Origin of the sequence: Cupriavidus sp. TMH.W2 (genome assembly GCF_050847365.1) — a bacterium.
Classification (GTDB): domain Bacteria; phylum Pseudomonadota; class Gammaproteobacteria; order Burkholderiales; family Burkholderiaceae; genus Cupriavidus.
Genome location: NZ_CP193795.1, coordinates 89,187 through 113,818, shown reverse-complemented (window position 1 = coordinate 113,818; position 24,632 = coordinate 89,187). Strand labels below are relative to the sequence as shown.

The 24,632-nt window shown below is 57.8% G+C and carries 39 protein-coding genes and 1 pseudogene; 7 read left to right on the top strand and 33 right to left on the bottom strand.

Going from position 1 to position 24,632, the window contains the following annotated elements:
* Positions 1-9: 9 nt before the first annotated feature.
* The 5 genes from ACREYQ_RS32300 to ACREYQ_RS32280 all read right to left on the bottom strand — a co-directional run bounded on the left by ACREYQ_RS32300 (position 10) and on the right by ACREYQ_RS32280 (position 3,515).
* Complete coding sequence (locus tag ACREYQ_RS32300; RefSeq protein ID WP_432263359.1) at positions 10-735, bottom strand: hypothetical protein; 726 nt, start codon at positions 733-735, stop codon at positions 10-12.
* Between the two features lie 112 nt (positions 736-847).
* Positions 848-1,282 carry a hypothetical protein gene (locus tag ACREYQ_RS32295; RefSeq protein ID WP_432263358.1) on the bottom strand — a complete coding sequence of 145 codons (435 nt, stop codon included), beginning with the start codon at positions 1,280-1,282 and terminating at the stop codon, positions 848-850.
* Between the two features lie 18 nt (positions 1,283-1,300).
* Positions 1,301-2,224 (bottom strand): helix-turn-helix domain-containing protein, encoded by a 924-nt coding sequence (locus ACREYQ_RS32290; RefSeq protein WP_432263357.1) that lies wholly within the window; start codon positions 2,222-2,224, stop codon positions 1,301-1,303.
* Positions 2,182-2,829: a hypothetical protein gene (locus ACREYQ_RS32285; protein WP_432263356.1), complete on the bottom strand. Its 648-nt coding sequence runs from the start codon at positions 2,827-2,829 to the stop codon at positions 2,182-2,184. Before ACREYQ_RS32285 ends, ACREYQ_RS32290 begins: the two co-directional genes overlap by 43 nt.
* A gap of 206 nt (positions 2,830-3,035) precedes the next feature.
* Positions 3,036-3,515, bottom strand: a complete 480-nt coding sequence (locus ACREYQ_RS32280) for a DUF2726 domain-containing protein (RefSeq protein WP_432263355.1) — start codon at positions 3,513-3,515, stop codon at positions 3,036-3,038.
* Positions 3,516-4,158: 643 nt separating this feature from the next.
* On the opposite strand from ACREYQ_RS32280, the gene dsbD reads away from it, so the two are divergent.
* A complete protein-coding gene (dsbD, locus tag ACREYQ_RS32275; protein ID WP_432263354.1) occupies positions 4,159-5,997 on the top strand; it encodes a protein-disulfide reductase DsbD in 1,839 nt (612 codons plus the stop codon).
* A gap of 188 nt (positions 5,998-6,185) precedes the next feature.
* On the opposite strand, the gene ACREYQ_RS32270 is transcribed toward dsbD, so the two are convergent.
* The 25 genes from ACREYQ_RS32270 to ACREYQ_RS32150 form a co-directional block, all read right to left on the bottom strand.
* The gene (locus ACREYQ_RS32270; protein ID WP_432263353.1) at positions 6,186-6,773 is read right to left on the bottom strand and encodes a uracil-DNA glycosylase family protein; all 588 of its coding nucleotides are present in this window, start codon (positions 6,771-6,773) and stop codon (positions 6,186-6,188) included.
* Between the two features lie 47 nt (positions 6,774-6,820).
* A complete protein-coding gene (locus tag ACREYQ_RS32265) occupies positions 6,821-7,516 on the bottom strand; it encodes an HNH endonuclease (RefSeq protein WP_432263352.1) in 696 nt (231 codons plus the stop codon).
* A 14-nt stretch (positions 7,517-7,530) separates the two neighbouring features.
* A complete protein-coding gene (locus ACREYQ_RS32260; protein ID WP_432263351.1) occupies positions 7,531-7,782 on the bottom strand; it encodes a hypothetical protein in 252 nt (83 codons plus the stop codon).
* 22 nt (positions 7,783-7,804) lie between these two features.
* A complete protein-coding gene (locus ACREYQ_RS32255; protein WP_432263350.1) occupies positions 7,805-8,002 on the bottom strand; it encodes a hypothetical protein in 198 nt (65 codons plus the stop codon).
* A gap of 149 nt (positions 8,003-8,151) precedes the next feature.
* Complete coding sequence (locus tag ACREYQ_RS32250) at positions 8,152-8,346, bottom strand: hypothetical protein (RefSeq protein WP_432263349.1); 195 nt, start codon at positions 8,344-8,346, stop codon at positions 8,152-8,154.
* Positions 8,347-8,376: 30 nt separating this feature from the next.
* Positions 8,377-8,592, bottom strand: coding sequence for a hypothetical protein (locus ACREYQ_RS32245; RefSeq protein ID WP_432263348.1), 216 nt, complete (start codon positions 8,590-8,592; stop codon positions 8,377-8,379).
* 13 nt (positions 8,593-8,605) lie between these two features.
* Positions 8,606-9,178, bottom strand: a complete 573-nt coding sequence (locus ACREYQ_RS32240) for a DUF4337 domain-containing protein (protein WP_432263347.1) — start codon at positions 9,176-9,178, stop codon at positions 8,606-8,608.
* Positions 9,179-9,192: 14 nt separating this feature from the next.
* Positions 9,193-9,951 (bottom strand): TIGR02391 family protein, encoded by a 759-nt coding sequence (locus ACREYQ_RS32235; RefSeq protein WP_432263346.1) that lies wholly within the window; start codon positions 9,949-9,951, stop codon positions 9,193-9,195.
* A gap of 15 nt (positions 9,952-9,966) precedes the next feature.
* Positions 9,967-10,449: a hypothetical protein gene (locus ACREYQ_RS32230; RefSeq protein WP_432263345.1), complete on the bottom strand. Its 483-nt coding sequence runs from the start codon at positions 10,447-10,449 to the stop codon at positions 9,967-9,969.
* A gap of 13 nt (positions 10,450-10,462) precedes the next feature.
* Positions 10,463-10,750 carry a hypothetical protein gene (locus tag ACREYQ_RS32225; RefSeq protein WP_432263344.1) on the bottom strand — a complete coding sequence of 96 codons (288 nt, stop codon included), beginning with the start codon at positions 10,748-10,750 and terminating at the stop codon, positions 10,463-10,465.
* 15 nt (positions 10,751-10,765) lie between these two features.
* Positions 10,766-10,954, bottom strand: a complete 189-nt coding sequence (locus ACREYQ_RS32220) for a hypothetical protein (protein WP_432263343.1) — start codon at positions 10,952-10,954, stop codon at positions 10,766-10,768.
* Between the two features lie 17 nt (positions 10,955-10,971).
* The gene (locus ACREYQ_RS32215; RefSeq protein WP_432263342.1) at positions 10,972-11,244 is read right to left on the bottom strand and encodes a hypothetical protein; all 273 of its coding nucleotides are present in this window, start codon (positions 11,242-11,244) and stop codon (positions 10,972-10,974) included.
* A 1,269-nt stretch (positions 11,245-12,513) separates the two neighbouring features.
* A complete protein-coding gene (locus tag ACREYQ_RS32210; RefSeq protein WP_432263341.1) occupies positions 12,514-12,864 on the bottom strand; it encodes a hypothetical protein in 351 nt (116 codons plus the stop codon).
* 40 nt (positions 12,865-12,904) lie between these two features.
* The gene (locus ACREYQ_RS32205) at positions 12,905-13,210 is read right to left on the bottom strand and encodes a hypothetical protein (protein ID WP_432263340.1); all 306 of its coding nucleotides are present in this window, start codon (positions 13,208-13,210) and stop codon (positions 12,905-12,907) included.
* 16 nt (positions 13,211-13,226) lie between these two features.
* The gene (locus ACREYQ_RS32200; protein WP_432263339.1) at positions 13,227-13,565 is read right to left on the bottom strand and encodes a hypothetical protein; all 339 of its coding nucleotides are present in this window, start codon (positions 13,563-13,565) and stop codon (positions 13,227-13,229) included.
* A 21-nt stretch (positions 13,566-13,586) separates the two neighbouring features.
* A complete protein-coding gene (locus ACREYQ_RS32195) occupies positions 13,587-13,982 on the bottom strand; it encodes a hypothetical protein (RefSeq protein WP_432263338.1) in 396 nt (131 codons plus the stop codon).
* Between the two features lie 10 nt (positions 13,983-13,992).
* Complete coding sequence (locus tag ACREYQ_RS32190) at positions 13,993-14,148, bottom strand: hypothetical protein (RefSeq protein ID WP_432263337.1); 156 nt, start codon at positions 14,146-14,148, stop codon at positions 13,993-13,995.
* Between the two features lie 143 nt (positions 14,149-14,291).
* Positions 14,292-14,582 carry a hypothetical protein gene (locus ACREYQ_RS32185; RefSeq protein WP_432263336.1) on the bottom strand — a complete coding sequence of 97 codons (291 nt, stop codon included), beginning with the start codon at positions 14,580-14,582 and terminating at the stop codon, positions 14,292-14,294.
* A 1-nt stretch (position 14,583) separates the two neighbouring features.
* Positions 14,584-14,886: a hypothetical protein gene (locus tag ACREYQ_RS32180; protein WP_432263335.1), complete on the bottom strand. Its 303-nt coding sequence runs from the start codon at positions 14,884-14,886 to the stop codon at positions 14,584-14,586.
* Entirely contained in the window at positions 14,883-15,284 is a 402-nt protein-coding gene (locus ACREYQ_RS32175) for a hypothetical protein (RefSeq protein WP_432263334.1), read from the bottom strand. Before ACREYQ_RS32175 ends, ACREYQ_RS32180 begins: the two co-directional genes overlap by 4 nt.
* Positions 15,285-15,359: 75 nt before the next feature.
* Positions 15,360-15,641: a hypothetical protein gene (locus ACREYQ_RS32170; RefSeq protein ID WP_432263333.1), complete on the bottom strand. Its 282-nt coding sequence runs from the start codon at positions 15,639-15,641 to the stop codon at positions 15,360-15,362.
* 12 nt (positions 15,642-15,653) lie between these two features.
* On the bottom strand, positions 15,654-15,986 hold the full coding sequence (locus ACREYQ_RS32165) for a hypothetical protein (protein WP_432263332.1): 333 nt from the start codon (positions 15,984-15,986) through the stop codon (positions 15,654-15,656).
* Positions 15,987-16,073: 87 nt separating this feature from the next.
* Positions 16,074-16,277, bottom strand: a complete 204-nt coding sequence (locus tag ACREYQ_RS32160) for a hypothetical protein (protein WP_432263331.1) — start codon at positions 16,275-16,277, stop codon at positions 16,074-16,076.
* 55 nt (positions 16,278-16,332) lie between these two features.
* The gene (locus ACREYQ_RS32155) at positions 16,333-16,566 is read right to left on the bottom strand and encodes a hypothetical protein (protein WP_432263330.1); all 234 of its coding nucleotides are present in this window, start codon (positions 16,564-16,566) and stop codon (positions 16,333-16,335) included.
* A gap of 367 nt (positions 16,567-16,933) precedes the next feature.
* Positions 16,934-17,239, bottom strand: a complete 306-nt coding sequence (locus ACREYQ_RS32150; RefSeq protein WP_432263329.1) for a hypothetical protein — start codon at positions 17,237-17,239, stop codon at positions 16,934-16,936.
* Between the two features lie 299 nt (positions 17,240-17,538).
* Here ACREYQ_RS32150 and ACREYQ_RS32145 point away from each other — a divergent pair, with 299 nt between their 5' ends.
* The 4 genes and pseudogenes from ACREYQ_RS32145 (at position 17,539) to ACREYQ_RS32130 (ending at position 19,711) form a co-directional block, all read left to right on the top strand.
* Positions 17,539-18,270 (top strand): type IV toxin-antitoxin system AbiEi family antitoxin domain-containing protein, encoded by a 732-nt coding sequence (locus ACREYQ_RS32145; protein ID WP_432263328.1) that lies wholly within the window; start codon positions 17,539-17,541, stop codon positions 18,268-18,270.
* A pseudogene (locus ACREYQ_RS32140) lies at positions 18,270-18,374 on the top strand (nucleotidyl transferase AbiEii/AbiGii toxin family protein); the annotation flags it as partial. The gene ACREYQ_RS32145 and the pseudogene ACREYQ_RS32140, both read left to right, overlap by 1 nt.
* Positions 18,375-18,428: 54 nt before the next feature.
* Positions 18,429-19,016 (top strand): hypothetical protein, encoded by a 588-nt coding sequence (locus tag ACREYQ_RS32135; RefSeq protein WP_432263327.1) that lies wholly within the window; start codon positions 18,429-18,431, stop codon positions 19,014-19,016.
* Positions 19,013-19,711, top strand: coding sequence for a hypothetical protein (locus ACREYQ_RS32130; RefSeq protein WP_432263326.1), 699 nt, complete (start codon positions 19,013-19,015; stop codon positions 19,709-19,711). Before ACREYQ_RS32135 ends, ACREYQ_RS32130 begins: the two co-directional genes overlap by 4 nt.
* Positions 19,712-19,827: 116 nt before the next feature.
* Here ACREYQ_RS32130 and ACREYQ_RS32125 read toward each other — a convergent pair whose 3' ends face one another.
* Positions 19,828-20,160 carry a hypothetical protein gene (locus tag ACREYQ_RS32125; RefSeq protein ID WP_432263325.1) on the bottom strand — a complete coding sequence of 111 codons (333 nt, stop codon included), beginning with the start codon at positions 20,158-20,160 and terminating at the stop codon, positions 19,828-19,830.
* A gap of 840 nt (positions 20,161-21,000) precedes the next feature.
* Here ACREYQ_RS32125 and ACREYQ_RS32120 point away from each other — a divergent pair.
* A complete protein-coding gene (locus ACREYQ_RS32120; protein WP_432263324.1) occupies positions 21,001-21,534 on the top strand; it encodes a hypothetical protein in 534 nt (177 codons plus the stop codon).
* Positions 21,535-21,712: 178 nt separating this feature from the next.
* Here ACREYQ_RS32120 and ACREYQ_RS32115 read toward each other — a convergent pair whose 3' ends face one another.
* Positions 21,713-22,936, bottom strand: coding sequence for a DNA methyltransferase (locus ACREYQ_RS32115; protein WP_432263323.1), 1,224 nt, complete (start codon positions 22,934-22,936; stop codon positions 21,713-21,715).
* A gap of 194 nt (positions 22,937-23,130) precedes the next feature.
* Positions 23,131-24,045: a hypothetical protein gene (locus ACREYQ_RS32110; protein ID WP_432263322.1), complete on the bottom strand. Its 915-nt coding sequence runs from the start codon at positions 24,043-24,045 to the stop codon at positions 23,131-23,133.
* A gap of 351 nt (positions 24,046-24,396) precedes the next feature.
* Here ACREYQ_RS32110 and ACREYQ_RS32105 point away from each other — a divergent pair, with 351 nt between their 5' ends.
* Positions 24,397-24,534: a hypothetical protein gene (locus ACREYQ_RS32105; RefSeq protein ID WP_432263321.1), complete on the top strand. Its 138-nt coding sequence runs from the start codon at positions 24,397-24,399 to the stop codon at positions 24,532-24,534.
* Positions 24,535-24,632 lie beyond the last annotated feature (98 nt).

Genomic DNA, 24,632 nt, shown 5'->3' with positions numbered 1-24,632 from the left:
GCTCAGAAGTTACCGACTCATCGGGCGACGGCCGTGCACCCGTGTCATCCCGTGACTGGAAGGTAGCTCCTGGTTCGGAGCCGTATCTTCGTGAAAGGTGATGGTTCGCCGTTCCTTTTCATCGATGTAGCCGAAGACATAACCAGGGATTGCGCTAACGCCGGCCAGGGCATCTTGGGCACTGCCAATGTCATCGTAGCGAGGCGAAACGATCTTGATGAGAGTAGTCGCTCCACACGTCGCCGCCTCCTGTTCTCCAGCCTTGAGTTGCGGCGACACTTCGAAGTAGAAGTGATTGCTCTTGGCGATGTCCCAGGCGGCATTCATCAGATCGGTCTGCTCGTCAGTGACCAACGACTCAGAATCGCCAATCTTGATCTCCTCGATGGCTTGTTGCATGGCCATGTTGGCGTCACAGAAATCATGCGAGTGGCAGACCAGCGGATCTTTGCAGGCGCGATTTCGAGCAACGACGATAGCCAGCTCCGTGGTGCTCAACCACTCACCCAAGACCGCCGAGAAGCGCTTGGCCAACATCTCCGCGCAAGCGAAGAACGCTGCTTGGCTAGTCGTATGAGGGGTCTCGCCCACCGGCAACATCTTGCCATTGATGAGTGGCAAATATGCGAGCCACCCAGCTTCGGTTTCTATGGCTACCGGCACGGCCGCGGCGATGCCAGCCAACTTGGAGTCGGACTCGCCCAAACGCTGCTCGACACCTTTGATCTCTTCCATGAGTACCTCCTGTTAGGTTGATCTTGCGATCAGGAGATGCAGGTCACGGATTGATAATCTCGATCAAGACCGCGTGTACCTTCCGAAGGCAAGCCTCCTGCTGATCATGAAATCAGGCGTTGGCAACTTCCTTGAGCCCAAAGAATCTCCGACCTGGGCGGACGAAGAACATTGCAAAGGCCGATAGAAGTACTGTAACCAGGTAGAGATTCGTCAACGATCCCCTGACTTCCCTTGCTGCATCAGCGAATGGGATTGTCTTGTTCGACCATGATTCGCAGAGCATCGGGGGCTTGATCCCGTCCGACTTCTGATCCTTGCATTGGGTCACGAGCACAGTTCCTGCAGGCGCTGGCCGGACGGAAGTTTCGGCCCAGTGAAAGACGCCGATTACGGTCGACTCGATGGGCGATTGACCTGAGAGAGCCATGGCCAGCAAGAGAGCGCCGACCAGGCTTGCCGGGATAACTACCAGCATTTGGAAGAACCTCCAAAGGGCATACGCCGATGCAGTGAGGTAGTCACGTTTCGTCAGTTTTGTTTTCATTGCCCTTCGACTCCAGGATTAGAGAAAGACCTCACCTCCGGCAGCACGGTCCTTTTGAGAGGACTTGCCGCCGGGATGCACCGTTTGGACCTTCGGATTGAACTTAACGTTGTAACGCTCGCACAAAGCCTGCATCACGTCATTCGGGATCAGGTCGTGGTTCTTGTACAGGCGGTACAGGATCGCTGCGATCGAGCGTCTGTGCACAAGCGCGATATCGGAGACCGACATAAGTGCCTTGTACTCCGCCACCAGCTTTTCATCTTCTTCGGGCAGCCACTTTGCACCTTGCGACTCCAGGCCGGGGGGCTTCTCGCCGGCGGCCTTGTGCGCAGCCGGCGGAGCCGCTTGGGCATCGCTGGATGCGGAAGAAGTAGGGTCCGCAACCTCGAATGCCTCCTCGCTTGCGCTTGACTTCGAAGATAGGGTGCCAGCCAGATCGAGCCACACCTGACGCTTCTCCGGGACGCCGGAGTGATAGGCGACGCTGGCGATTACCAGCAAAGGATTTGCGCCGAGCTCGAGCCCTACCCGCCATGCTTCGTCGACGGTCAACGCCGTCTTCCCTGTGCGCCACTGCGAGAAGAGATGCTTGGACGCGTGAAGATACTCTGCCAGGGTGATGTCGGCATGAAAGCCTTTTGCGGCCTTCAGTCTGTCGAGCCACTGTACAGGCGTAGGTAGTTCCTGCTCCGCAGCCGGCGCGGGCGCCAGCTTCCTTTGTTCGGGCACGTCGATTCCGGAAGACCCAACGGCCACAGCGCCAGGTAGAGGCTCACCCTGCAACTGGCTCAATGCGGCAGCGCCGGCAGACGCCGCGAGCCGGAGATTGGAGTTCAGCTTAACCGCTCCATCCGAATATGGTCGTCCATTCTCATCCAGACCCGCGGACAGATTGATCAGGATCTTGGTGCTGCGTTGAGATTGAGCGTCAATGGCCATGACCATTCTCCCGGAATGTGAAGTAGCGATCCATCCCCGGCTCGGCGCAGGCAAACTTCTTGACCGATGCGCTCCCGAAGACCAAGGTGATCTGACGGACTGCGTGCCAGGCATAGTCCAGCGACGAAGGTGGCACCTAACAACCCTTCAGGAGTGTCAACCTTCAACAGAGAGTCGAAGGTCGCCTCCAGCAAGCGAAAGTAGGGGCGATTCTCCATTACGAGGTAGTCAATCGCCACCTGGCCGCCATGCGGAAGGCACGACTCGATTTCCATCAGCTTCTGGTAACCCAACAGGGCTGCAAGCTCGAACTGACCCAAGACATTCAGGCCGATGCAGAGATGCGCGTGTGCATCAATGAAGCCGGGCACCTGCTCGGCCAGCGCGCGGGAATACGCCACGAGTTTTTCAGCGTCGATCGTATTGAGAGGGCCTCCGTGGTCGATCTCTTCCAAGAAACTGTCAAGGCGCTCGACGCAGCCTCCGAGCTCACGCGATGGGGAGGAAAATCGGAAGCTATGCGCAAACCCTCCAGACGCAAGCAGGGCGCGAAGCTGCTGGCTTGCGATACTGCGATCGTAGGAGGGGTCATGAATGATGGTCATGCGGAATCTCTCTCGCCTTTGTTGTTGATGATCGTCTTACATTTCCGGCAACTCACCGCGTTCTTATCGGTCGTCCACGTAGCTACCTTGGGATTGATCGCCCGAGGCCTACGCGCGCATAGCGGGGAAACTCGCCCGTCGGGCGCGATGTGTTTCGCCAGATGCACCACCTTCTTGTCTCGGTAGGGGTCGAATTTCATCTGGCACTACAGACCCAGGTCAGAGCGGATTTGCGACACCTCGGGGATCTTGCGATAGCGAATCGCCTTCACCCCGACGGTCTTCATTAACTCGTCCCGACGGCGGTCCAGGTCCTTCTGTGCCTTCTTGTTGTGCGTCGCATCGTCGAGCTCAACGACCGCGACGACTTGGAATTCTTTGTTGCACACGATGAAGTCGCCGCGGTTGTGCGCGACGGCGTGGCGTGCCTTGGTTTTGTCAACAAGAGCGGTGCCTTTCACCTTCAGGAATGCCCCAAAAACGACTTGCGGCGCCACCACGAGATCTCGGCCGGCCGCGTCGCTCAGGCGCCAGTACAAGGTCTGCTCGTGCTCAGTCAGGAGTGGAATGGTCTGGTAGTGCTTTGGCGAATACTTCGACCCAGATTGCAGTTTCCCGAGCGCGATGTAGGCAACTGCGGTGAACACAACGAAGACGATGACGATGGTGCCAAATCCTATTTGCATGTGCGACTTACCCCTTCAGTTTTCGTGCATCGATCAATGCCAGAGCCAGGCGATCTGCCTGGCCGGCGAAATAGTCAGCACGCTTCTGCTGCAAACCCAAACGCACCAACTCGGGTAGGTTATGTGCCGCGTCTGAGAGTACATAGATCAGCTTGGTTGCTCTGGCCCGAGTCGCCGACGCCCTGCGGGCCGCCTTCGAAAAACGGGCCAGAAGCCCGCGTGGCTCCCTTGCTTGTTCCGCAATTCTGCTAAGCCGCCGGATCTGGACAAAGGCCTCTGCACACAGGAAGAGCACCTCTGACTCAACCGTTTGGGTCGAATGAGGCGAGGTCGCAGGACGTTCCATACGTTTCACCCGTTTTGTGCATTTGGTCAAGCCGCGAATAGATACTTCATATACTTCACACGTACCTATACTAATACTATCAGTATCCGTTATGCTTTGCCATCCGGAAGAAGTAAGTTACTTCGGCCGCTGACGACACACACCGAGACCAGCAGGCGAGCGAAACCCGCCGTCAGAGAAAACATGCGAAATTCCTTCATTTCCGCTAGGCTGTTTGGCCATCTGTTAGCGGCACTATGGGCTCTAGTCCCGCTCCTGGCACAGGCCTCGCAGGCGGACGATGCCCTCGCAAGTGCCATGTCCGCCAACTCTCAGCCGAGCAACCAGATGCTCAGCCCCGAGCAAGCCTTCAGCGCGAGCGTTCGGCAAGATGGCAAGACCGTGATCATCAGCTTCAAGATCGCCGACGGCTACTACCTGTATCGGGACCGGATGGCCTTCAAGAGTGATCCGCCTCAGCAGATCGGCAAGCCAGAATTCACTCAGGGAGAAGAGAAAAGCGACCAGTTCTACGGCCGGCAGACGGTCTTCAAGCACGGTGCGTCCGTGATTCTCGAGGTGAAAGATGGGGCACCGCGGCACTTCTCCATGAAGGCCACGTACCAAGGCTGTGCCGAGGTTGGCGTCTGCTATCCGCCGCAAACCAAAATCATTGAGGTGAACGGTTCGGCCCCAATCCGACAGGCAGGCCAGCCAGGCGCTACCGCCAAGAACACTCCGCGTTCGACCGCGCTCGATATCCCAAATGAGTCGACGGCAATCGCTACTCAGGGCGTCGCCAAGGATTCTGCCCCACGGATCGAGCCGGCAGCCGGTCGGCCTGTCAATGATGTTGCGTCACCCAAGCAGAAGGGGACCAACTCCGGTGAGGCCACGCTGTCTCGCACGGCCGTTGGTGGCACCATCGGCACCTTTTTTCTTGCCGGTATTGCCCTCGCCTTCACAGCCTGCATGTACCCTCTTCTTCCGATACTCAGCTCGCTGATTGCCGGACAAGGCGCAACGCTTACCCGACGACGCGGCTTCCTCCTCGCGATGTCCTACGTCCAAGGCCTGGCACTCACGTACACGGCGGTGGGCGTTTTCGCAGGCCTCACCGGTGGTCTGATCACGGCTTGGCTACAACAGCCGGCAGTGATCCTGTCAGCCGCGGCAATGATGGTCGTTTTCGCCTTGGCGATGTTCGACCTGTTTGCCATCCAGCTTCCAAACGCGCTGCAATCGAAGCTGTCTCAGACAAGCAATGGACTTCACGGCGGGCGCTACGCGAGTGTCTTCGCTATGGGGGCGCTTTCAGCGTTGATCGTCGGCCCGTGCGTTGCGCCACCGTTAGCGCTGGCGCTTGGCTACATTGGCAGCACGGGCGATGCACTGCTGGGCGGAGCCGCACTTTATGCAATGGCCCTCGGCCTCGGGCTACCCCTCCTCCTGATCGGTACGTTTGGAGGCCAATTTCTGCCGCGAGCCGGCGGTTGGATGAAAACCGTCAAGGCTACCGTCGGTGTTGGGATGCTCGCTCTTGCCATCTTCACGGCCAGCCCGTTTGTGCCTGAATGGGCCGTAATGGTGGCTTGGGCGATGCTCGCCATTGGGGTCTCTGTCTTCCTTAAGGCCTTTGACTCTCTGGGTCCAACTGCATCCGCCTGGCATCGATTGGGTAAAGCCCTCGGCATCCTGATCGCCATCTCTGGCTCAGCACAATTGGTGGGAGCTCTTGCCGGAAGCAACAATCCCCTCGAGCCACTAACTGGTCTTGTTCGTAGTGTCGAAGCTCAGTCGAAAGATGCCGTGAGGTTCCGGCAAGTACGCAATGCGGAAGAACTGGACGCCGCACTTGATCGCAACAATGGACGCCCCGTCGTACTGGACTTCTCTGCCGACTGGTGCACTGCTTGCAAGGAAATGGACGCGCAGACCTTCTCAGATGAACATGTTGCTACCAGGCTGCGAGGGATGACGCTTCTTCGGATCGACGTTTCATCAAACAGCACCACCAACCAGGACCTGCTCAAACGGTTCGGCCTGTATGGTCCACCGGCACTGGTCATGTATGGGAAAAACGGCAAGGAACACTCCCGGGTCGTTGGGCTTATCTCACCAAGTACCCTTGTTCCCAAGCTTGATAGCCTGCTGTAGTTTAAGTCCACTCTCCAAAATACAAAACGCCCGGGTTTCGACTACCGGGCGGTTTCGTTTCATGAGCTGTCTTTAATGACCGATACCGGGCAAAGGATGGTAAGCGCACAGCGGATTAAGGTCCCAGGGCAGCGACCTGCACCGCTGGCTGAGTCGGGGTGCGGCGCGATGTCGGGCAGCAAACACTCTTATCGGCGCCCAAGCACGTCTGCAAGATCGTTCATCGCCGCGACGGCCTGTGCAGCAGTGCACGGCGTACCCGGCAGCGGGAAGGCAAACACTCGCGCACCGAAGTGTTCCTCCAGATCCGGGTTGAACCCGTAGGCGGACTTTCTACGGATGTCGAAGCGGTGTAAGAGAAATTTGTCGAGAACTCCCTTGTAGACGAACACGATGACGGATGGGCGATGCGCACGGATCACTTCCAGAATGCGGTCCATGCCAGCGACGTACTCAGCACGCGAAGGTTCGCTTCCGTACGATCTCGGAAGCTTGACGATATCCGTGATTCCGAAGCCATGATCGAGCAGGGAGTCGTCCTCGAACTTGGTGGTTGGGTTGAAAAGGCCATACTCCATCAACCGATTCCAGAACGCCTTGCCATGCTTGCCCTGAAAGTAGTGGCCTGCGTCGACGCTCACCGGTGCCGGGGTCTTAGCAACGAATAGCACCTTCAGCCCGGGCCGCTCCGGAAGGATGTCGCGAAGCGTTCGAAACTCGAGCCCATCAACGGACACGGTCGTAGAGTTATCGGTGACCGCAAAGGACGTGGGCATAGTTGCAATAGAGAGCGAACCTCGACACCTTCCTCACGACGCCTTCCTCACGACGCCTTTCCTCCTTTTAGCGAAAATCTTGTGACCCCCGCACCGTCGCGACGGCGGCTTGGTCTTTCGTCGCGGCGATGCAAACGCATACCGCGTGCCAACAAGTACGCCTCAAGATCTGGTAGATCGCGCCGCCAGTGCGTCACTGCCGTCCGATGTTGAATGACGTCTAACACGGTCAACCAATACTCCATCATGATGGCCCCGTAGCCGGACGGCTTCCGTGTTTGGTGCGCCAACTTATATGCCGTTCGATACCCCATACGCTGCCACCAGTTCATCCGGTCCCATGCTTCGGGCAAACGCATCCGATTTTGCCGAAGATTAATCTTGATCTCAGGGTAGTCGCTTCGAGCACACTTTGCTGACAGAACAGCTTCCTCCTCGCAATGGCTTCTCCAAGATCCTTCCTCATCAAACTCCACAACATGATGGCATCCCTCACAAAGCGATGCGAGCTGCTCGTCATCCGTCCCCTTCAACACGGCCTCAGAGTAGCTTCGATGGTGAACACGATCAGCTTGCCCATTGCATCGCAGACATGTATGGCCATCGCGCTCTAGTACTCGATATTTGATCTTCTTCCGGAGGGCTCGTGACAGATAGTGCTCGTAATCGCGATAGCCCATGGCAGCGAGGATGGACTCGCGATCACGCGACATTGATGAAGCTGGTAGCGTCCTGTCCTTCATCGAATTTCCGCTTTCTATTCGCCGCCCGTCTCAGCCGGGGACTTTGGAGTCTCGCTGTAGGCGATCAACCTTGCCTCCACAGCCGCCAACTCGCGCTTCCTGGCATCCCGCAACGCGAGGCTGACTGCCGTCGAACCGCCGACTAGCTTCCTATCAATGCTAGCGATCACGGCGTGAAGACTCAGTTCTTCATGCCGCAGCTCTGCAATGCGCTGTTCGCGCTCTGTAGCGCCGGCCCACTTTTGCATCTTGGCGTCATTGCCCATTTACTTTCCTTTGCTCGACAAGTTAGACAGTCAGTGCGCGCAGCGCGTACAACTCGTCAGCGACACGCGACTCGTCCACTTTCTGCAATGACTTCGGCACGCCTTCCTCGCCGGAACGCAGAAAGGCTTCCACCACGTCACAGAACATCGCGGCCTTGGCTTTCAGTGCGTCGCGCTCGCCAATCAGCGTTGCATACTCGGCGTTTGAAATCTGGACCATCGTCAATCTCCCTTTGCCTTTTCCGTTCTCAATGTTCCATTACTTTGATAACCATGTCCCCGTAACCCCAGACCACCGACCCAAGAACCGTGAGAAATATGGCGGCGGTAAGCCCGAGTCGCTGATGCCGGCGGTAGGCTTTCCTCTATTCATTCGGCGACAGGCTCGCTCGGCATACCTACGACCGTCTTGCCGGCCGCCATCAGAGCCATCGCCTCAGCCTCTCGCTCTTTCTCAGACTGCACGAACTGCGCGTACTGCTCGTCGGTGCCTCCCAGGGGCTCGTCACTGAAGATCGGCATATACGATCTATCCGAGTTCAATAAATGGTATTTGACTTCCATGGATTTCCTTTGCGCCTGCGCCTTTTCCCCCTACGCGGGGGTGGCTTCGCGATGCGCCTTCTCGCGCTCGCTTTCGTACAGCCTCTCGCCCGTCTTGTGGTGCTCGACCCAGACACGCCAGCCGTTCTTGTCGATGACCGACGCGCCTTCCAACGCAGACTTGCGTTGCTGAGGATTGCTCGCATCGCCAACGATCCAGCCCGTGTTGCCTACGGCGTACATGAGATTCCAAACCTTCGTGGTCATCCGCTTCTCCTTCCTAGACATGAAGCAGCGCAAGAACTGCCAAAACTATACCGACTGCACCCGTTCCATATGAGACGACCTGTAACCAGCGGCGCCGCGACAGCAGGGTGATGGCCGCCAGAGCAATCGCGACCTGAATAGCAACAACAGCTTGCGCCCAACGGTGGTGGTGGTGAACGGCCACCTCGCTGGCTTCATCTGCTTTCATCGCTGCCTGCTCCTGCGCCTCCGCCTTCTGTCGGATTGTCTCCTTCTCGGACGCATACCGCTGAGCCTCTCTCTTTGCCGCAGCTTGATCCACGCCAGGCAGTTGCGTTGTGAGTTCAGCAATGGCTTGCTTTTGGCCCTTTGCCTGATAGTAGGCCCACTGATTGGCCGCCTCCGTTTTATGGATAGCGGCCTCGTTCTTCAGCAACAGGGCCTCGTTCTGCGTGGCGCCGCCTTGGTAGCCGAAGATTGCACCGGCCGTAGACAGAATCGCCGTCATTACGGCAATGCGCCCGGCAAAGCTATCAGCATGGCCAGTTTCCGCCGCGTGTTCCAGCACGTGGTCATGGGCACCGTGTACGTGAAAACCCTCAGACATCTCTTCCTCTTTTCCTAAGGTGTTGCGCGAAGTAGACGGCGAGCGTCAACGATCCGTAGCAAATGCGATGCGAGCATTACCATTTCCTGCGCGTCTCGCACATCGCTGATAGTGACAGTCCGATGCGAGTGCGGATTCTTGTACGAGCCGATCGCACCCGCGAATAGGTGTGCGAGCGCTTCTCTTTCTGCCTCAGGTTGAGTGAGATCTGTAAGTGGACCGGTGGACTTGTCGAACGCCTTGCGCATCAGGCTGGTGCCGATGTCAGTCGGAGATAGGGCCGCAGCGTCTCTTACCGCAACCTCAACTGCCTTGTATGCTGCGAAGACAGCCTCGTCGTAATCGCCACGGGCGAGGCTTAGCCATACCTTGTCCGCGATCATGGGATGCAACAGCGTTTTTGGGAAAGCTATTGCCTCTTCAAAGGTCCGGAACTCTTGTTCGGTAGTCAGCGCCTCTCCACGCCTGCTGACCACGAACCAGCCGTTACGGCCGTTGGGTTCGGGAGCGGGTAGGATGAGGCCATTGACCTGTAGCCAGTTCCACGCTTCGGCCAGCGCAATCTCAATTTGCGCCTGACGGTGGTAGGGATAGCCGCTACCCTGGCTAAGTCCGGGCTGCGCACCGTACAGGTATGGCGTTGCGGTCGCCGTTGAGAACATCGCGTTCTGCCGGCTCTGTTTTGCCAGTGGGAGAAGAATTCTCGCTAGTTCTTCGGGCGCGAGCGCAAGCAATACCTCTACGTCGGGGACGATGCTCTGAAGGGTCGCCATGCTTTTCCTGTCCGTTCAGATATGACGTGGTGCATCCAGGAGCAGGGCACCACTCGGTGGAACCAAACTCACCCGCTCGCCTTCTGGCCCGGCGACGCGCTTGATCGCCCACTGTTCGACTGCGGCCCTACGCGCATTCAAATAAGCCACCTGAACCGTCACTGTGGTGCGGGCATCGTCAAGCACTATGCAGTCGTTCCGACCCTCATCAAGTGCAGGCCCGGACAACATCGTCATGAAGCGATCCTGTTCAGGGCATTTATCGAACCCAGAAAGGATCGCTGATTCGCGTGTCAAAGAGGCACTTCCCGATTCCCCCGCCTTAGCCAAAACCACCATATGGCCAGGGCCAAGCACAACGGTCGGGGCTGCGACCTTCGACTCTTGGTAGTAAAACGCGGCAGCCTGCTCGCGGAGGCGTTCACACCCTGCAAGCAGACCGGCTACCGCCACAGCGCATGCAAGCCCCGTCGTACGGCATCCCCAACTCATGATCATCTGCTTCTCCGTCCTATTTCCGCCGTGCGTCGCTGACAGCTTTTCGAGCTGCCGATCTTGCCAACATCCCGTCAACCTCGCGGTGTTCTCTGCGCCGCTTAACGAATTGCTTGGCAGAGTCATACCTGGTCCAGGGCAACCATTTCTTGGCCACCAGGCCATCGACAATCGCCTCCGATTTCGAATCGCCTTCAGCAATATGCACGAGGTACGCTTTCTCGGCCCGGCTTACCGGGCGCAGCAAGTGCACTGCACAGAAGGCAGCCGTGACGATACAGGCCACGAGACTGAATGTACCCATCTTTTCTCCTTGAAATCACTCACTCGGGGATAGCTCACCCAACGAAGCACGAATCCAACCTGTCCAGCTTCCGTCCGGTCTCAACCAGAAGGGGCGTTCAGTCACTATCCCGTCACCCTCTTGAACCATCTCGGCGATGACCCATAGACCTTCGCGCCCCTCCACGAAGACTTCATCACCGATACAAAATGGCTGTTGGCTCATGGCGCTTTCCCTTTGCCTCAGTTCGATGCTGATGGCTCGGCCAGCGCCGGCTTAGAGCTGCGGCAACGACGCTTCGTTGCGCAGCGTTCGTCCTCCAAGCCGAGCTCCTTGCGCTTTGCCTCGCACAGATACACTTCGCCGCGCTCTCCGTTGCCGAACTGCAACTCGGGCACTTGGCGCCTGGAACAAGTCCCACACTGGCCCTGGTGAGCCTTGATGAACCCGGAGTACCCTTCGGGCAGCTCCGGGCTCGGCAGATACTTGGCGGTGGCGTGGTAGCTGTTGCGCACGAGGTCTTTTCCTATGGCTTGACGATGCGCTCGTGCATGAGCACGGCGATTCTCTCCCAAGAAGGGAGTGCAGGCACGTGATTGCATCCCGGTGGGGCCACCGAATACGCATACTCGTAGCCTTTGATTCCGGCACGACGCAAGCGGCGCTCCGCCTTTCGCCCGAGTGCTACAACCATCGCGTTGGGGAACTGGCCAAGTTGTGGGACTAGAAACCGCGTCGCACATTCCTGCTCCATGCTGTGCTTCACCGGACCGCATTCTTTGGGAGCTGAGCATAATACGGAATCGGTAATCCACGTTTTCCGCATCTGATCTTCGAACGAAGATTCCGGCCAACAGAGGTCGAGCAATCTCCTGACGTTCCTGTGGAACAGATCTTTGCCGGTCGCAAAGCATCCCCATGCGTACCTATTCACGGATGCTAGGTGTCCGTCAGGCGACCCGTCGCTTTCATGCGACTCCGAGATGTGGGGGTTTCCTGGCTCGGCGCACACAAGGACCAAGCGAACCTCTTCCGCCCCAGCGGTGGCCCCGCAGAAGCCACGGGGGACATGTCCGCCTGCAGGGTTCCACTCGGCCTCTCTACATCCCCTTGTAAAGCCAGGGCACGGCTCATACGCGGGTCGTAAGAGCGACAGAATGGAGGGCGCAGGCTGCATCAGCTTCTCCGTGTGGTTTAGGCGGTCGCCACGGGCTCGTCAGGCAACTCAAGCCCCATGGCTTCTCGAAGCACCAGGCGAACCCGGTTTCGCATGTGTGCCTGGTATTCCGGAAGCTGCTTTTTCCAGTGGACGTAAGTCCGCGCTCCTGCCGGCCGCTGGGCTTCGTGTAGCGCGCGTGCTGCAGCTTCAATGTCGGCGCTTCGAACGTCCATTGGCACTTCACGTTGAAACGACATATCTTGGCCCTCTTTTCCTACAGGTCTTGATTGAGCAGCCGGAAGGCCGCCTCTACCGCCGCCTTTCCCGCCCTTACATTCGGAAAGCGCCGTACCGGTGTTTCGTTGACACCGAGCGCCGCCGCAGTCGAAGTTGGATCAGGGGCCGACCATAACCACCCAGGGATGCTTGCGATCCATCCCGCCTGAAATGGTTGCGTTGACTTGAGATGCGCGACTGGTTGCCCCGCACAGATGGCGACGTGGACCTGCAATCCGGTCTTGCCCGGTGGCTGCCATGTGAGCGGCCCACGCGGGGTGTTCTTCAACCCCGAATCCAGCCAACGGCCCATCGAGTCTTTGCAGTTCGCCATTGCAGATTTCTGTGGTCAGTCGCGTGTGTACAGCATGTGTAGCCAGCGATACGTCGCCTCGGCCTCGTCTTGCATCTTGACGATCTGCGCGAGCGTTTCATCAAAACGGCCGGATAGTGAGCCGCGGTGGTGATGCTCAGCTACTGCTTGAAGGGCTGCATTGAGGTGGCGAATGCCGGCCCTAGCATCAGCAGCAATGGCAAGCTGTGCGGCATCAAGGATTGTGTCAAGGCTGGAAATGGATGTGAGGCGGCCTAGCCGCGTGCTGGCCTCCGCCAAAGCCTCTTGGCAAAACTCCGCAACGATGGTCCGAGCATTGTCGGCGCTGCTGCTGACGTATTTCACGGTTGAAACTGTGTGCTTCATGTGTGCATTTTTCCCATGATTACAGCGCTTTGCCTGCCTCTTAGATTTTATCGCCACTGGCATCGAAGCCTTGATTCCTAGCCTCTTCCAGTGCCCAGAGGCCTGCGGCGTTGATGTACCAGCGACCATAGTTCTCATACACCATCTTGTGCACGCGCAGCGATTCGAGAACCCGCTTGGATCGAGCGTCAGGCGTGGGCGTCGGCCATTCCGGGTTGACCATGTTCAGCACATAGATTTGAGCACTGCCCAGGCGCACTACCTTCTGCGCGCCACCCGCCACGGCAATTGTCACTGTTAGCCTGGTGGCGCTCTGCTTGGTGCGAACTGCTGTGTCTGCCGTCATGGTCGCTTCTCCAGTCCTAGTGCCACCAGAGCACTACGCGTGAGTCAGGCGGGAGTGCCTGAACGAATTCAGCCACGGCCTTTCCCCAAGCTCCCTGCGCAGCTTCGTTTAGCCGCTGGGCAAGAAGGCCCGCCGACACAAAGGTCAATTCGTCATCGTAGGGATCGGTCTTGAACAACTTCAGACCGACATCTTCTGTTAGCCATTCCACACCGGTGGGCAACGGCAACGTAACCGGCTTCAGCGCCTCACGAAGACTCACTGCGTCACCTTCGAACTTGATTCGATTTGAAGCGATGATCGGATCGTGGTCGCGTCTGTATTTGTCGAACACCAGCGTAAGCGAAAGCGACATGGCTCCTCTTTTCCTGTGAAATTAGGCAGGCTTCGCGGCAACCGAACCAAGCATGGCCTTGTTGAGCATGTTGACGTAGAAGGCGTGCAACTCGTCGAACTCCGACTCATAGCAATCGCTCCGAACGTCGGGCTGGTACGCGATGTCCAGGGACACTGTCGGATGAATCCTGGCCCGCGCGCGATAGATGCTGGTCGAGAACTCGCCCATAGAGTCGTAGTAGCGGCCGGCAATCTCAACTATCAGATGCGCCCAGGCGTGACCCTCCCTTTTTACGGCTGTGACCATCTGACACGGAATCCCATGAGCCGACAACACGTCATACAGCGCAGCCGCAAACACCGCACAAGTGTCTTCCTGCGCGTCATTTCGAGTGCGCCCCAACTTGGCTGCTTGGATGATTGCGTTGATGTCCATAGCCCTTTTCCTATTCATCAACCTTCAGCTTGATCTTCGCCTTCGCGAGCGCTTCCCTCAATGTAGACGCCTTCGCAATCCGGACGCGCTTTGAGTATCCCGCCCCCGGCACCTCACGCCACTGAAAGACATTGGCTTGTACGACCTGGCGGCCAATCATCTTCAACGACCACTCCAGTCCCAAACGTCGGTGCCATGGTGTGCGAGACATATTCACCTTTCCGTCGCGTCTACTCGAACCGCGAAGCCGGCTTCCAGAGAATCGGGAACCACTGAGCGCAGCGCGATTGCATGTCCTCTTCCGTCTTGTCAGCGCGGATCGCGCATCACCACGTATCCAGGGTCACAATGGTCACGTCCGGCTTCTATGGCCGCTTCCTCGGTGTCGAAGGCGCCAGCTTCCGCCAGGTCTGCCGTGAAGCCCACATCGCCATCCTTTGGACAGAGATAATCGCCATCGCTACGAACGATCCAACCCTTCATTGCCTTCTCTGCTTCGGTAAGCACCTGTGTGGCCAGGCTACCGTCGAGAAGGTCGTTGGTGGTTTGCGAGACGACAGCCGCGCCTCGCGCATTGAATCTCATCATCTTCTTTTCCATCTTACTGATTCGTCTCGCCCTGTTTGGTGATCCCAGGCAGCCAAGTTGCCTCTTCCTTCGGGATACCAGGGTTGGTCTTTGCGAATGCCTTGCCGGCGGAAAAGCAGACCGCTCTCAGCGTACCCGGAATCGCATTGGCGCTGCGTTCAATACCAGCGTAGCCATCCCAGAATGCAGTGCGATGTCCCGCGCCACGGTGCGGCCGACCTTCGAAATACAACTCGCTCGAGCAGTCTGCGGCTGCAGCCAGCATGGCGTCATACATTTTCTGGAACTGAGGATTTTTGTAGCGCGGAGGGCTCACGATTTTTTCCCTTGTTTAGCGTGTCCGAGTGCGCGCGACACTGTCCGAGCCACACTGGATGCTTGTTTCCTCTGACCGCTCACCGTTGGTAGAAAATCCTCCCATCGCTTTTCGAATGGCACATTTCGGGGTTTCGGATGCAAAGGGTCTTCAAAACGATAGCAACTCGCATCGGTGTCGGGCGGCCCGCCTAGGTTGTAGCCGTCCTGCGCCAGACCATACTTGAGTTTGGCCAATGCATTTACGTCGAAGCCATCAAGCGCAAGGATCTCGGCGTCAGTCCACGATTCCAAGTCACGGACGGTCTTGATACCGTGCAGAGCGAGTAATTGTTCTACGTGTCTTGGAATTTGAAGACATTCAACGCTTGCATCACGATTAGCGACAATACCTTTCATTCATCTTCCTGTGAGCGGCCGGCGTGATTGCACGCTGAGCGATAGTGATCCAAGCGAAGGTGCCAAACATCCTGCTCAGGAAACATGAGCCTTCGAATCTCGCAATGCCCGATTGCTGGCGTCGTGCCGGATACGATCGATGTCTGCTAGCGCACGCCGTACAGAGTGGCGCATGTCTTCCAGCGTTTCCCAATCGCCGCGGTATTGGACTCGCTTCGTCATTGCCAAGAGAACGATCGGCAATCGCTCGGGATTGTCGAAGTCCTCCCGTGCCATCTCGGCCCGTTGGATCAACCGCCAGATGACGAGACAGAGCGCGGCGCAGATCAAAGCAAGCGTGATCGCAATTCCAGTCATGGTCTATTCCAGTTACTCTTTGTCGTAGTATTCGCCCAGGTCACGGTCGGCCAGTGCCGGGTACACCTGTTTGATGCAAGTGAAAGCGAACTGCCGTGCGGCATCCTCGCTGGCGAAAAATTGGGGCTCGACGTATGGTGCAATGTTCGGCTTCGACACGCCTGCCACGGCGTCAAATTCCTCGCCGTACTCGACCTCAACAAACCAACGACCATCGCGGCACTCGATCAGCAGCAGACCAGCGTCGGGATACTCGCCCATCGCCCAGTTCACCAGGCTGTCAAGGTGTTCGTGCCCCACTGTGTCATACATCGTGTGGGTGTTTGCTGCGCTTCCGATGCCCATAGTCCTTTTTCCTTGGAACCTTCCCATTACCGGGCCTTCCGGTGGTTCGCGCGGATCGCGTGGCTCGCTGTCGCAGGCGGATTCTGCTTAGAAATAGATGCGCTTGCCGTCCGGCTCGACCACGTTGCGTGCGATGTTCCGGTAGTCATCCAGCACCAGCAGTTCGCCGGCGTCCGGATACGACATGCGCTGCGCGAAACGCAGCAAGTCGGTGTACGACGGCAGGCCCGCATTGGTGGCGTGCGCATCTGCATTGGCGATTGCTTCGTTCTCACTGACTACAGCCATCATGGCCGCTTCTCCGTTCTTGAATGTGACCTAATGATAGGTGCACATGTGCACCATGTCAAGCGCGCTGAATTGCCTTGGCGATGGTCTTTCTCGCGTGGTTAATAACCGCGTCCGGGCAATTGCGACGCCGCACACTGTCAGACGCAGCGAGATACGATTTCCACGTAGACATAGAAATCGGGAAAGCTTGGCCTTTGTTGACCAACGCTAGCGCTTCCGCCTGCGTAATTCCGGCTTTCTCGATCAGGGCTCGGAGTGCCGCGCCGTTATCCTCTTTCACTTCATTCATAGCGTCGTGGTAGGTGTACTTGTGCACCAAAGAATAGCACAAGCAAACCCCTAAGAATATCGGCCGCGGCAGGCCGTGATTTAACTCGCGCGGCCCCTCGAGCTGCCGTAGCCCTTGCCGAGTCCTGCGGCGCGGCAAGGTCCCGCCACATGGCATTGCAGACTGTCGGCGGCCAGGTCATCAACTTGCGCGCCGGCATCGTTAGTCGGCACTTGATGCTCAGTTCGTTGGGTCCGCCCTTCTGCGAGAGGATCAGGCACGTCCGCGCTGCCCTTTCCCTGCCTGAAGGCCGGGGCTTGCCTCGCATCTTGGTCAGAGATAGATAGTCAGGTTGGCGAGAGGCTGAGCGCAGCCTCTGCCAGGCCCGTCAGAAATAGTCAATGTAGGTCGACGAGGGGGTCGGCCAGTTGGCTTGGAGGACATCGTGAACGCGCTTTACCCATTTGGCGTCAGCAGCGGCCGCTTGTCCCACATATCCGTTGCCGGCCGTCCACGTCTCGAGGCGAAAGGCAAGGCCGCCCGTATTGACGTTACCAACGGTCTTCGACAGCGAAGCGATCCCAGCGCTCGAGACTCGAAGTTGGGTATGCGTGGAGTCATCGCCAGAAGCGAGGAGATCAGCAACGCTCTTAAGCGAGAGAGCGCCAGGGGTATTCAGATCGATAGTTGCCATGTCCAAATCGGTTTGCCGGCGACCGGCCAGCGTTCGGGGGCAGAACCCGCCCAAGGTTTGCTTACTTACGTACCAGGCCGCGAGATCTTGAGTACAAGTCGACAAAAAGCGCCTTATAGATCTCAAATTGCCGCGTTGATTGATCGGGAAAACATACCAGATTTCGTAATCTTCCAGGAAAAAACAACGCAATCATGCCGGCACCTCAAACGCCGTGCATGCTTGGCGTGCGTTATTTATTCGGCTAAAATTACAACTCTTCGGAGGTTTGTCCGAGCAAATAACGCGCGTCAACGACAATGGGTAGCAAAACACTCCAAAGACTGATGGAGCAGGCACCTCGGGGGCAACCGCTCGACCTGGAAATGCTCCGCGATATGGGGGTCACACCCCGCATAGCCACCTATATGGTCGACGCCGGATGGCTCCAGCGTCTCTCCAAAGGGGCCTACCTCTTGACGGGGGACACCCCTACTCATGATGGCATCATCGCGTTCCTGAGCCGGCGCATCCCGGGGCTCCATGTCGGCGGGATAACCGCCCTCGATTGGCAAGGCGCCCGCCACAACATTGCCTTCCGCCAGCGGGTCATCCTCTGGGGCATCAAATCCTATGAATTCCCGGAATGGATCAAGGAGCACATGCTGTACTCCTACCAGACGACACGGCTATTCGATGACAGCTTCGATAACCAGATGGGTTTGAAGCCGCTTCCGAATCGCAGCCCGCACGTCTTGGTCTCTGTTCCTGAAAGGGCGCTTCTAGAGCTTGCAAGCGACATCGGAAAAGGGCAATCCTTGGAGGAGGCCGTCACCCTGATGGTTACTCTGCGCAATATGAGGCCAAGCGTTCTTGACGATTTCATGATGCACTGCACTCGCGTCAAGGTCGTCAGGTTGGTGCGAGACCTGGGCCAAAGAAGCGAGTTCTCGTGGGGCCGAGACCTTCAAAAGCACGTCGACCGCCTCGGCCCGGGCAAGCGCTGGTCGAACAAGACAAAAGACGGCGATCGCCTAACGTTGAAACCGTAATGAACGATACATACCTGGAAACTGTTCGACTCTTGCTGGCCATCGCGCCGGACATTTTCGACACCGACAAGTTCGCCATGAAAGGTGGCACCGCCATCAACCTGGTAACTCAGCTTCCATGCCGGCGCTAGTCGAGGACTGACACAGGAGAGCAATACATGACAGAACATGGCATCCAGATGATGCTGCTGCAAGACCCGCTGCGCGGGAGACTCCTCGTCTGCCAGGTTGAGAATTCGTGCGTCACATCGCATCAGGCCAGCAAACTCGCTGAAGCACTCAGAATACTTGGCGATACTGCTGAGCACCTATCCACCAACGCCGGCAAGCTGTTGATCGGCATCGATGGCTACGACAAAGATCCGCGAGAGTTGTATGAGATCGACGAAGTGCGCACCTTTATCCAAAGTCTGGCTGCCGAAGTTCCATGGTGGTTTGCACTGCTGCACCCGTCGCTGTCGCTCACATGGATCTGCTGCATGGTCCAGAAACCAGTTGTACGCCGCGGGTCAGGTGGCGAAATCATGCTCAAGTACGATCGCCCTTCCGTCGAGCATGCCCTGCAAGAGGCAATCGCCGCGGTTGCCGAGTGGACTCAAGAATGCGCCATGGCAGTGGACGACATCGAAACCGTCCTCCAAAACCTCACCATCACCGCTGGCGACATCATGCGAGGGCTAAACCCCGCCGAGGCCGATCCTTTCATCTCAAAAGCTCTCAGCGAATACCATCAGCAGAGACGATGAACATGCAGGTCAGTATTCGTGGCACTAAGACCAGGGTGCCGGCTGCTAGGCGGCTGGTGGACGAAATCACGTGCTTCGATCTCATGCTGGCCACCCGTACGAGAACACCTTTTCACGGCGAAGGCTGGCGTGCAGACTTGAAGTACGACGGCTTTCGATCTCTCGCGATCAAGCGCATGGGCCAGTGTCAACTCTTGTCCAGGAACGGACACGACATGTCGTCATCCTTTCCTGAAGTCGTTGAGGCTTTTTTGGCCCAAGAGGGAAATTTCGTCCTGGATGGTGAGCTCGTGGTGTATGACGAGCAAGTTGGAACATCGTGGGAGCGACTGAGTAGACGCGCCGTTACCAGAAGTCCCGGATCTGTGCGAAAAGCCCGCCTGAGAGATCCAAGCACCTTCGTGGCGTTCGATGTCCTTGCAATAGGCACAGCCGATCTCCGCCCCGCCTCTTTGGAAGATCGTCGGGTGATATTGACAGATCTCGTCGAAGAAATGGAAGGCCTCGCCCTCTCCATCGTCATCGAGGCAGATGTGGCAAGCGCCTATCACGCCGCTTGCGACGCAGGCCTCGAGGGAATCGTCGCTAAGCGCCTGGCCTCGTCCTACAGGGCCGGACGAACTCAAGATTGGTTGAAGATCAAGAACCCAAATTATCACCGCCGAGCGGCGGTCGAGGGGTTTGGCCGGCGTTAGCCCGAGGCCATTTTCCTCCGGGCTCAAGCCGAGCATTGGCTATTCGCTCGAGACCAGGCGCGAAGCCTTCCTCCAAGCCCAACCCTCAAAGCCAATCGGAGCCGCCAGACATCTGATCAGCGTCCGTAGATATCAAGGAATCGACGTACGGTGGGAGTGTTGCCGGCCTCCACTGCCACGCGAAGTTGATCCAAATGCTTCACGAGCTCTTCAAGCACGAAGGCCTGGGCCTGCGGCTGCGCCTGAAAGCAGCGCTCCTCGTGCTCGCTCTGAAGTACCTCGTCGTCGGTCTGCGGCGGCTTGGCCATGTCACGCAGTGAGCTGGCCGCGTTCAGCAGTGCACCCTTGAGGCTGACAGCCATGCCGGTACCGGGACGATTCGAAGGCAGCTTTGCCGCCAGAACAAGCTGTTCACCGAGCAAGGTGAGGTCAATCGGAGTACGGCTCATAGGAACGCCCTTTTCTGTTGGGAGGCGACTTCGTCGACGGAGAATCCCGGAGGGTTTGTCAGCAGCATGATGCGAATTCATACACAACACATACCAATAACATGATGCCAAAGCGATCGGCGACGGGCAAGAGCCCTGAATCAGCAGCCAAGGGGGCCATGCGCCTGCGTTGGCGTTATTCAGACGAATTGTGCCATCGTTAGAAGAGTGACCAGACAGCGGCCGAAGGTTAATCCACTTCACCGCACTACGCTTCGGATTGTCGTTCTCGTCGACCCACTCAATTATCGACCGCTGGCTTCAAGCCTCGCCCAGCACTCGAACGACACGGTCCTTGTAGTGCGCCAAGGTGTCTTGCCCAGGCGACAGGTTTCTTGCACTTCAAGCCCATGTCGCATTCCCTCGGGTAACCCCCCTCGTTCAAATCACCCCAGCGACCAGAACTCCCAATTTGACGGGATCGCTGTAAGTGGCGAAGGCAGCCGTAACGTCCACGACAGTGGCCGCCGCCGTACAAAGGAGTCGACGCCGCGCTCGCGCTGTTCAGACTGGCTATGTGCGATTCCGGACATATCCGGCTCTTGGTCTCCATTGATGATCAGCGGAGTGTATTAGAATCGGCATTAGAATTGCGCTTTGTTGGCATCGCTTGCAGCCACCCGCAGCTTATTGCTTTCACAGCGCTTATGGTCATTACCGTTAACACCCCGGCACTAGCTGATACCAGCCGTGATCGCGCCGGCATGTACACATTCCAATCGTCTTACTACTGCGGTTCGGGGCCTTCCTACATCACGCTTTGGCGCCGCGCTCAGGGCACGTCGGAAGGGGAGAAATCGGATGAAACGAATGACTGGAACCCTCGCGCTACTTGCTGTTCTGGCGAGCGCAGTTGGCGTCGTGGCGTGCTGTGCATCTCAGTTCTGTGCAACGAAACGTCGCCTCCCGAAGCGCGATTCACCGCGGTTCGAGCCTGTTCCGCCCGGCTGGCAGGCCGGCAGTAACGTGTACTACTTCGACGAGCATGGTAGAACCGCCGACTTTTCCGAACAATTCCGCGCGCTGCTGCTTGAACACGTCGAAGCGTTTCACGTCGTTGCCGACGACGGCACCCATCTGGTTCAAGTCAGGGTTGCTGGTGCCAATCCCCAGTGCTCGCTTGGGGTGCCAGGAACACCGGATCAGGCATCGCTGTGGGTCGACGTCACCAACGAAGTCGATCCGCCCGTACGGAGGAAGCTGCGCGCTTTCTCTCAGGGGACGACCGAAAATGACCCGCTTCCACGCCTTCTGCCTGTATCCACCGATGCGCCTGCGATCGTCCCGCGAAACCCCACCGCCTTGCGTCTGGTGCTGCATGGCGGCTGCCTGTGACTTCACGGCGTTTTCCGAAGTGCCTCGACTTTAACGGCCGTTATCAAGTGCACGTGCGCCATTACTGTAGTTCCATCAAGCAGCCGGCTCATCTGCCTCCCCCGGAAATCGGCGATGAAACAGAAAAAAGCCCACGGTTCCGAAGAACGCGTGGGCCAGTTTGCGCAAAGAAACGCGCCTAGAAAAGGGCTCCCTGCTGTCGGAAGTCGTTCATGCTACCTCGCTGGAACTGAGCGTTTGGAAACCTCGTTGCAGCACCATAGAGGTACTCCAATGTGTAGTCACTGCCTATCCAGTGACGCCCAAGGTCTTCGGCTACCTCGCCTGTCTGCAATGATCCGCAGAATGGGTCATAGACCGTGTGCCCGGGTTTGGTCGTCAACTTGATGAAGTGCTCTGGAAGTTCGCGCGGGAAACGAGCAGGATGGACCGGAAGGTTCTGCTCGCGACAACCGCGGATGTAAGCGCTGTTCGAAGACGTATTCGATGCGATGATCAGGTTCCCTGGGATCGCGCCGCCATTGTCCATATCGAAAGCGCCCGCAGCCAACTGATGACCACTTGGCCTCAATCCACCGTTTTCTCCACCAGAAGCAATCCTCGACTTCATTGCCTCGCTGTATGGCACAAGAACGTTGCGATTGTCCGCGTAGGGCTCATCATTAGGCGCAAGCCAGTACAGTTGTTCGAGAGACGGTTTCACCCGGACTCGACGAACAGTTACCCACTCGGCCGGCGCCGGCATCTTCGCCGGATTGTGCCAGGCGTACCGCATGCATAGCTTCCAGCCCAACTCGTCCTCTAGGCGGACCAGCAAGCGCTCCTGGTAAAGCGAGAGAGTCGGTTCCCCGCTGTTCCACGCATCACCAAGGTTCAGCACAATCGACCCGTCCCGGGCGATCTTTCGAGGCCACTTTTCAGCAATCCTCATCAACCAATCCAGGTACTCCGCGGCGTGCTTGTTGCCGTACTGCTTCTCCCGAAGCAGAGGATAAGGCGGACTTGTCATCAAGAGATTGACCGACCCATCCTCGATATGTGCGACCGCCTCTTCTGCTCGCCCAAACAGCGCCACACCCATACTCGTCGTAAAGATCGTGATGACGATGCCAGGAGCAGCTTGCCGTAGAGCATCCTTTCCCTTCCCCGTGAGCACCCATTCGCCACGTCCTGTCGGTGAGGCGAGCCCCATGAGTTTGGCACGCTGCTGAGCCCAGCGCACAGATCTCTGATAGACATTGACTTCCCGCCCATTCAGGTGAATCGTACGCGCCTGCTCTTCCTCCGGGATCGAGCACTTGGTGGCTACAGCCTCATAGAGGTCTCTCGTGTGCACCTTCCCGCCTTGATTCTCCAGACAATCCAGAAGGGGAAGGATGATTTGCTGCTGTGTTTGTCGCATTCTCTGCTCCTATTAGGGTTTGCCTTGCCACTGGTTATGGGAAACAGCGGCAAGTACCTTTCAGAGCAAGGCTATTCCAGCTGCAACACCGCCAGCCGTCTCGCGAAGTCTTTATAACGACAAAGCCCGCGGGACAAGGACCCGCGGGCTTCATGCGCCGGCTCAAGCCGGCTTACTGATCACGCTCTCGGCGATCACGAACATCCCAGGACTGCCACGCCGTTCACAGTGCCCGTTGACGCTGATTGAACACCATACGAAAGCATCAGAGACGGCTTCGCCGGATCAGCACCGACGAGTCGGCTGACCAGCGTCGACTTCGTGGATGAGCTGAAGACCCCGGAGTTCGCGTAGACCCCAGTAGCGCTGAACGCTTGATGCAAATCGGAGCCAATCGAATAGGTCAGGTTCAGGTTATAGACGAGAGAGCCCATCGAGGACATCGCCACCTTCGCCGTCGCGATCTCAAGCGTACCAGGCGATGCGTTGCCAGCACCGGAGGTCGGCTTCGTTGACGCGACGAGCGAACAATTGAGGGCCGTGCCAACGGCAAGGTTCACAGTGACGGGCGTGCCAACGGCGTAGGTTCTGCCTTGGTTGACGTTGTACGTTCCGCCGAGCGTGTCGCTGCCGTCGGTCCAACGGCCGATCGCGAATTGGCCATTGCCGGCCACCTCTGCAATGGTTGCCGAAGAACTCAGTGTTGCGACATTGGTGCCGGTGACGAACTCGCTGTAAGCGCCAGGAGCAGCCTCCTTCAGGCCCACTACATCGAATGGTGCTCCCATGAAATAGGTGCCACTCGCGATCGAACCATCGGACGACCAGGCCGGGGCGGACAAGATCACGTTGACCTTCCCCGATACTGCGGCAACAGTCTGCGCGCTTCCTTGCACTTTTAGCCCCGGCGCCGGCGCGGCCGGTGACGACGCCGCAGGCGACGTGGGGCCGGAGGACGGGGATTCGTCTCCGCCACCACCACCGCAGGCAGCGAGCAAAGCCGCGACCAGGACTCCCAAACCCAAACCGTGACTTCTCGTCAATGCTCCATTCTTCATTTCGATCCTCTTATTGTTAGAAATGTGCCAGACACAGATCTGCGGCCACATCGTAACACCGTTAGATACGTCATGTGTATCCGTAAATATCCACCAGTATCGAATGAGGTGCACGGCTCCGCCCAGATGGGAAAAAGTGCCATCTATAGTGGCGATTGGCCCACCCCGGCCACGCGGAATGGCCGCCAGAATGCGAAATGTGCCAAGACCTAAGAGTTGTCGGATACGTCACAAGAAAATTAAGGGGTAGCTGAGCCATTCAGGCTTCACCTATCCTCGGCGGCGCCCCGCCGCGCGGCGTGCACGAGATCCCGGCCGCCTGGCTGGGGAGAGTTTGGGCGAGGGCCGCTTGCGACTCTTGCCATCGGCGCTAAATGGCTGGCTGCACAGGAGCAACTCGCAATGCGCGTGGCATCCGCTCTCAGCCCACTCGACTTCAACGTGCTGCTAAATCCACCCCACGAAGACATGGGCGCAGTCGAGATCGTCTCAAAGGTGCCGTTCCTGCTCGCCCCTCAAGCTTTCCGCGGGCTCGCCTGAAGCAGCAGGCGTGCCCCGTCAGCCGCTTGTGGATGGCTAAGAACTCAGTCGGCGAGCGCCAATGGCGATCTGGCGGCGACAGCATCACACGCGCTCCT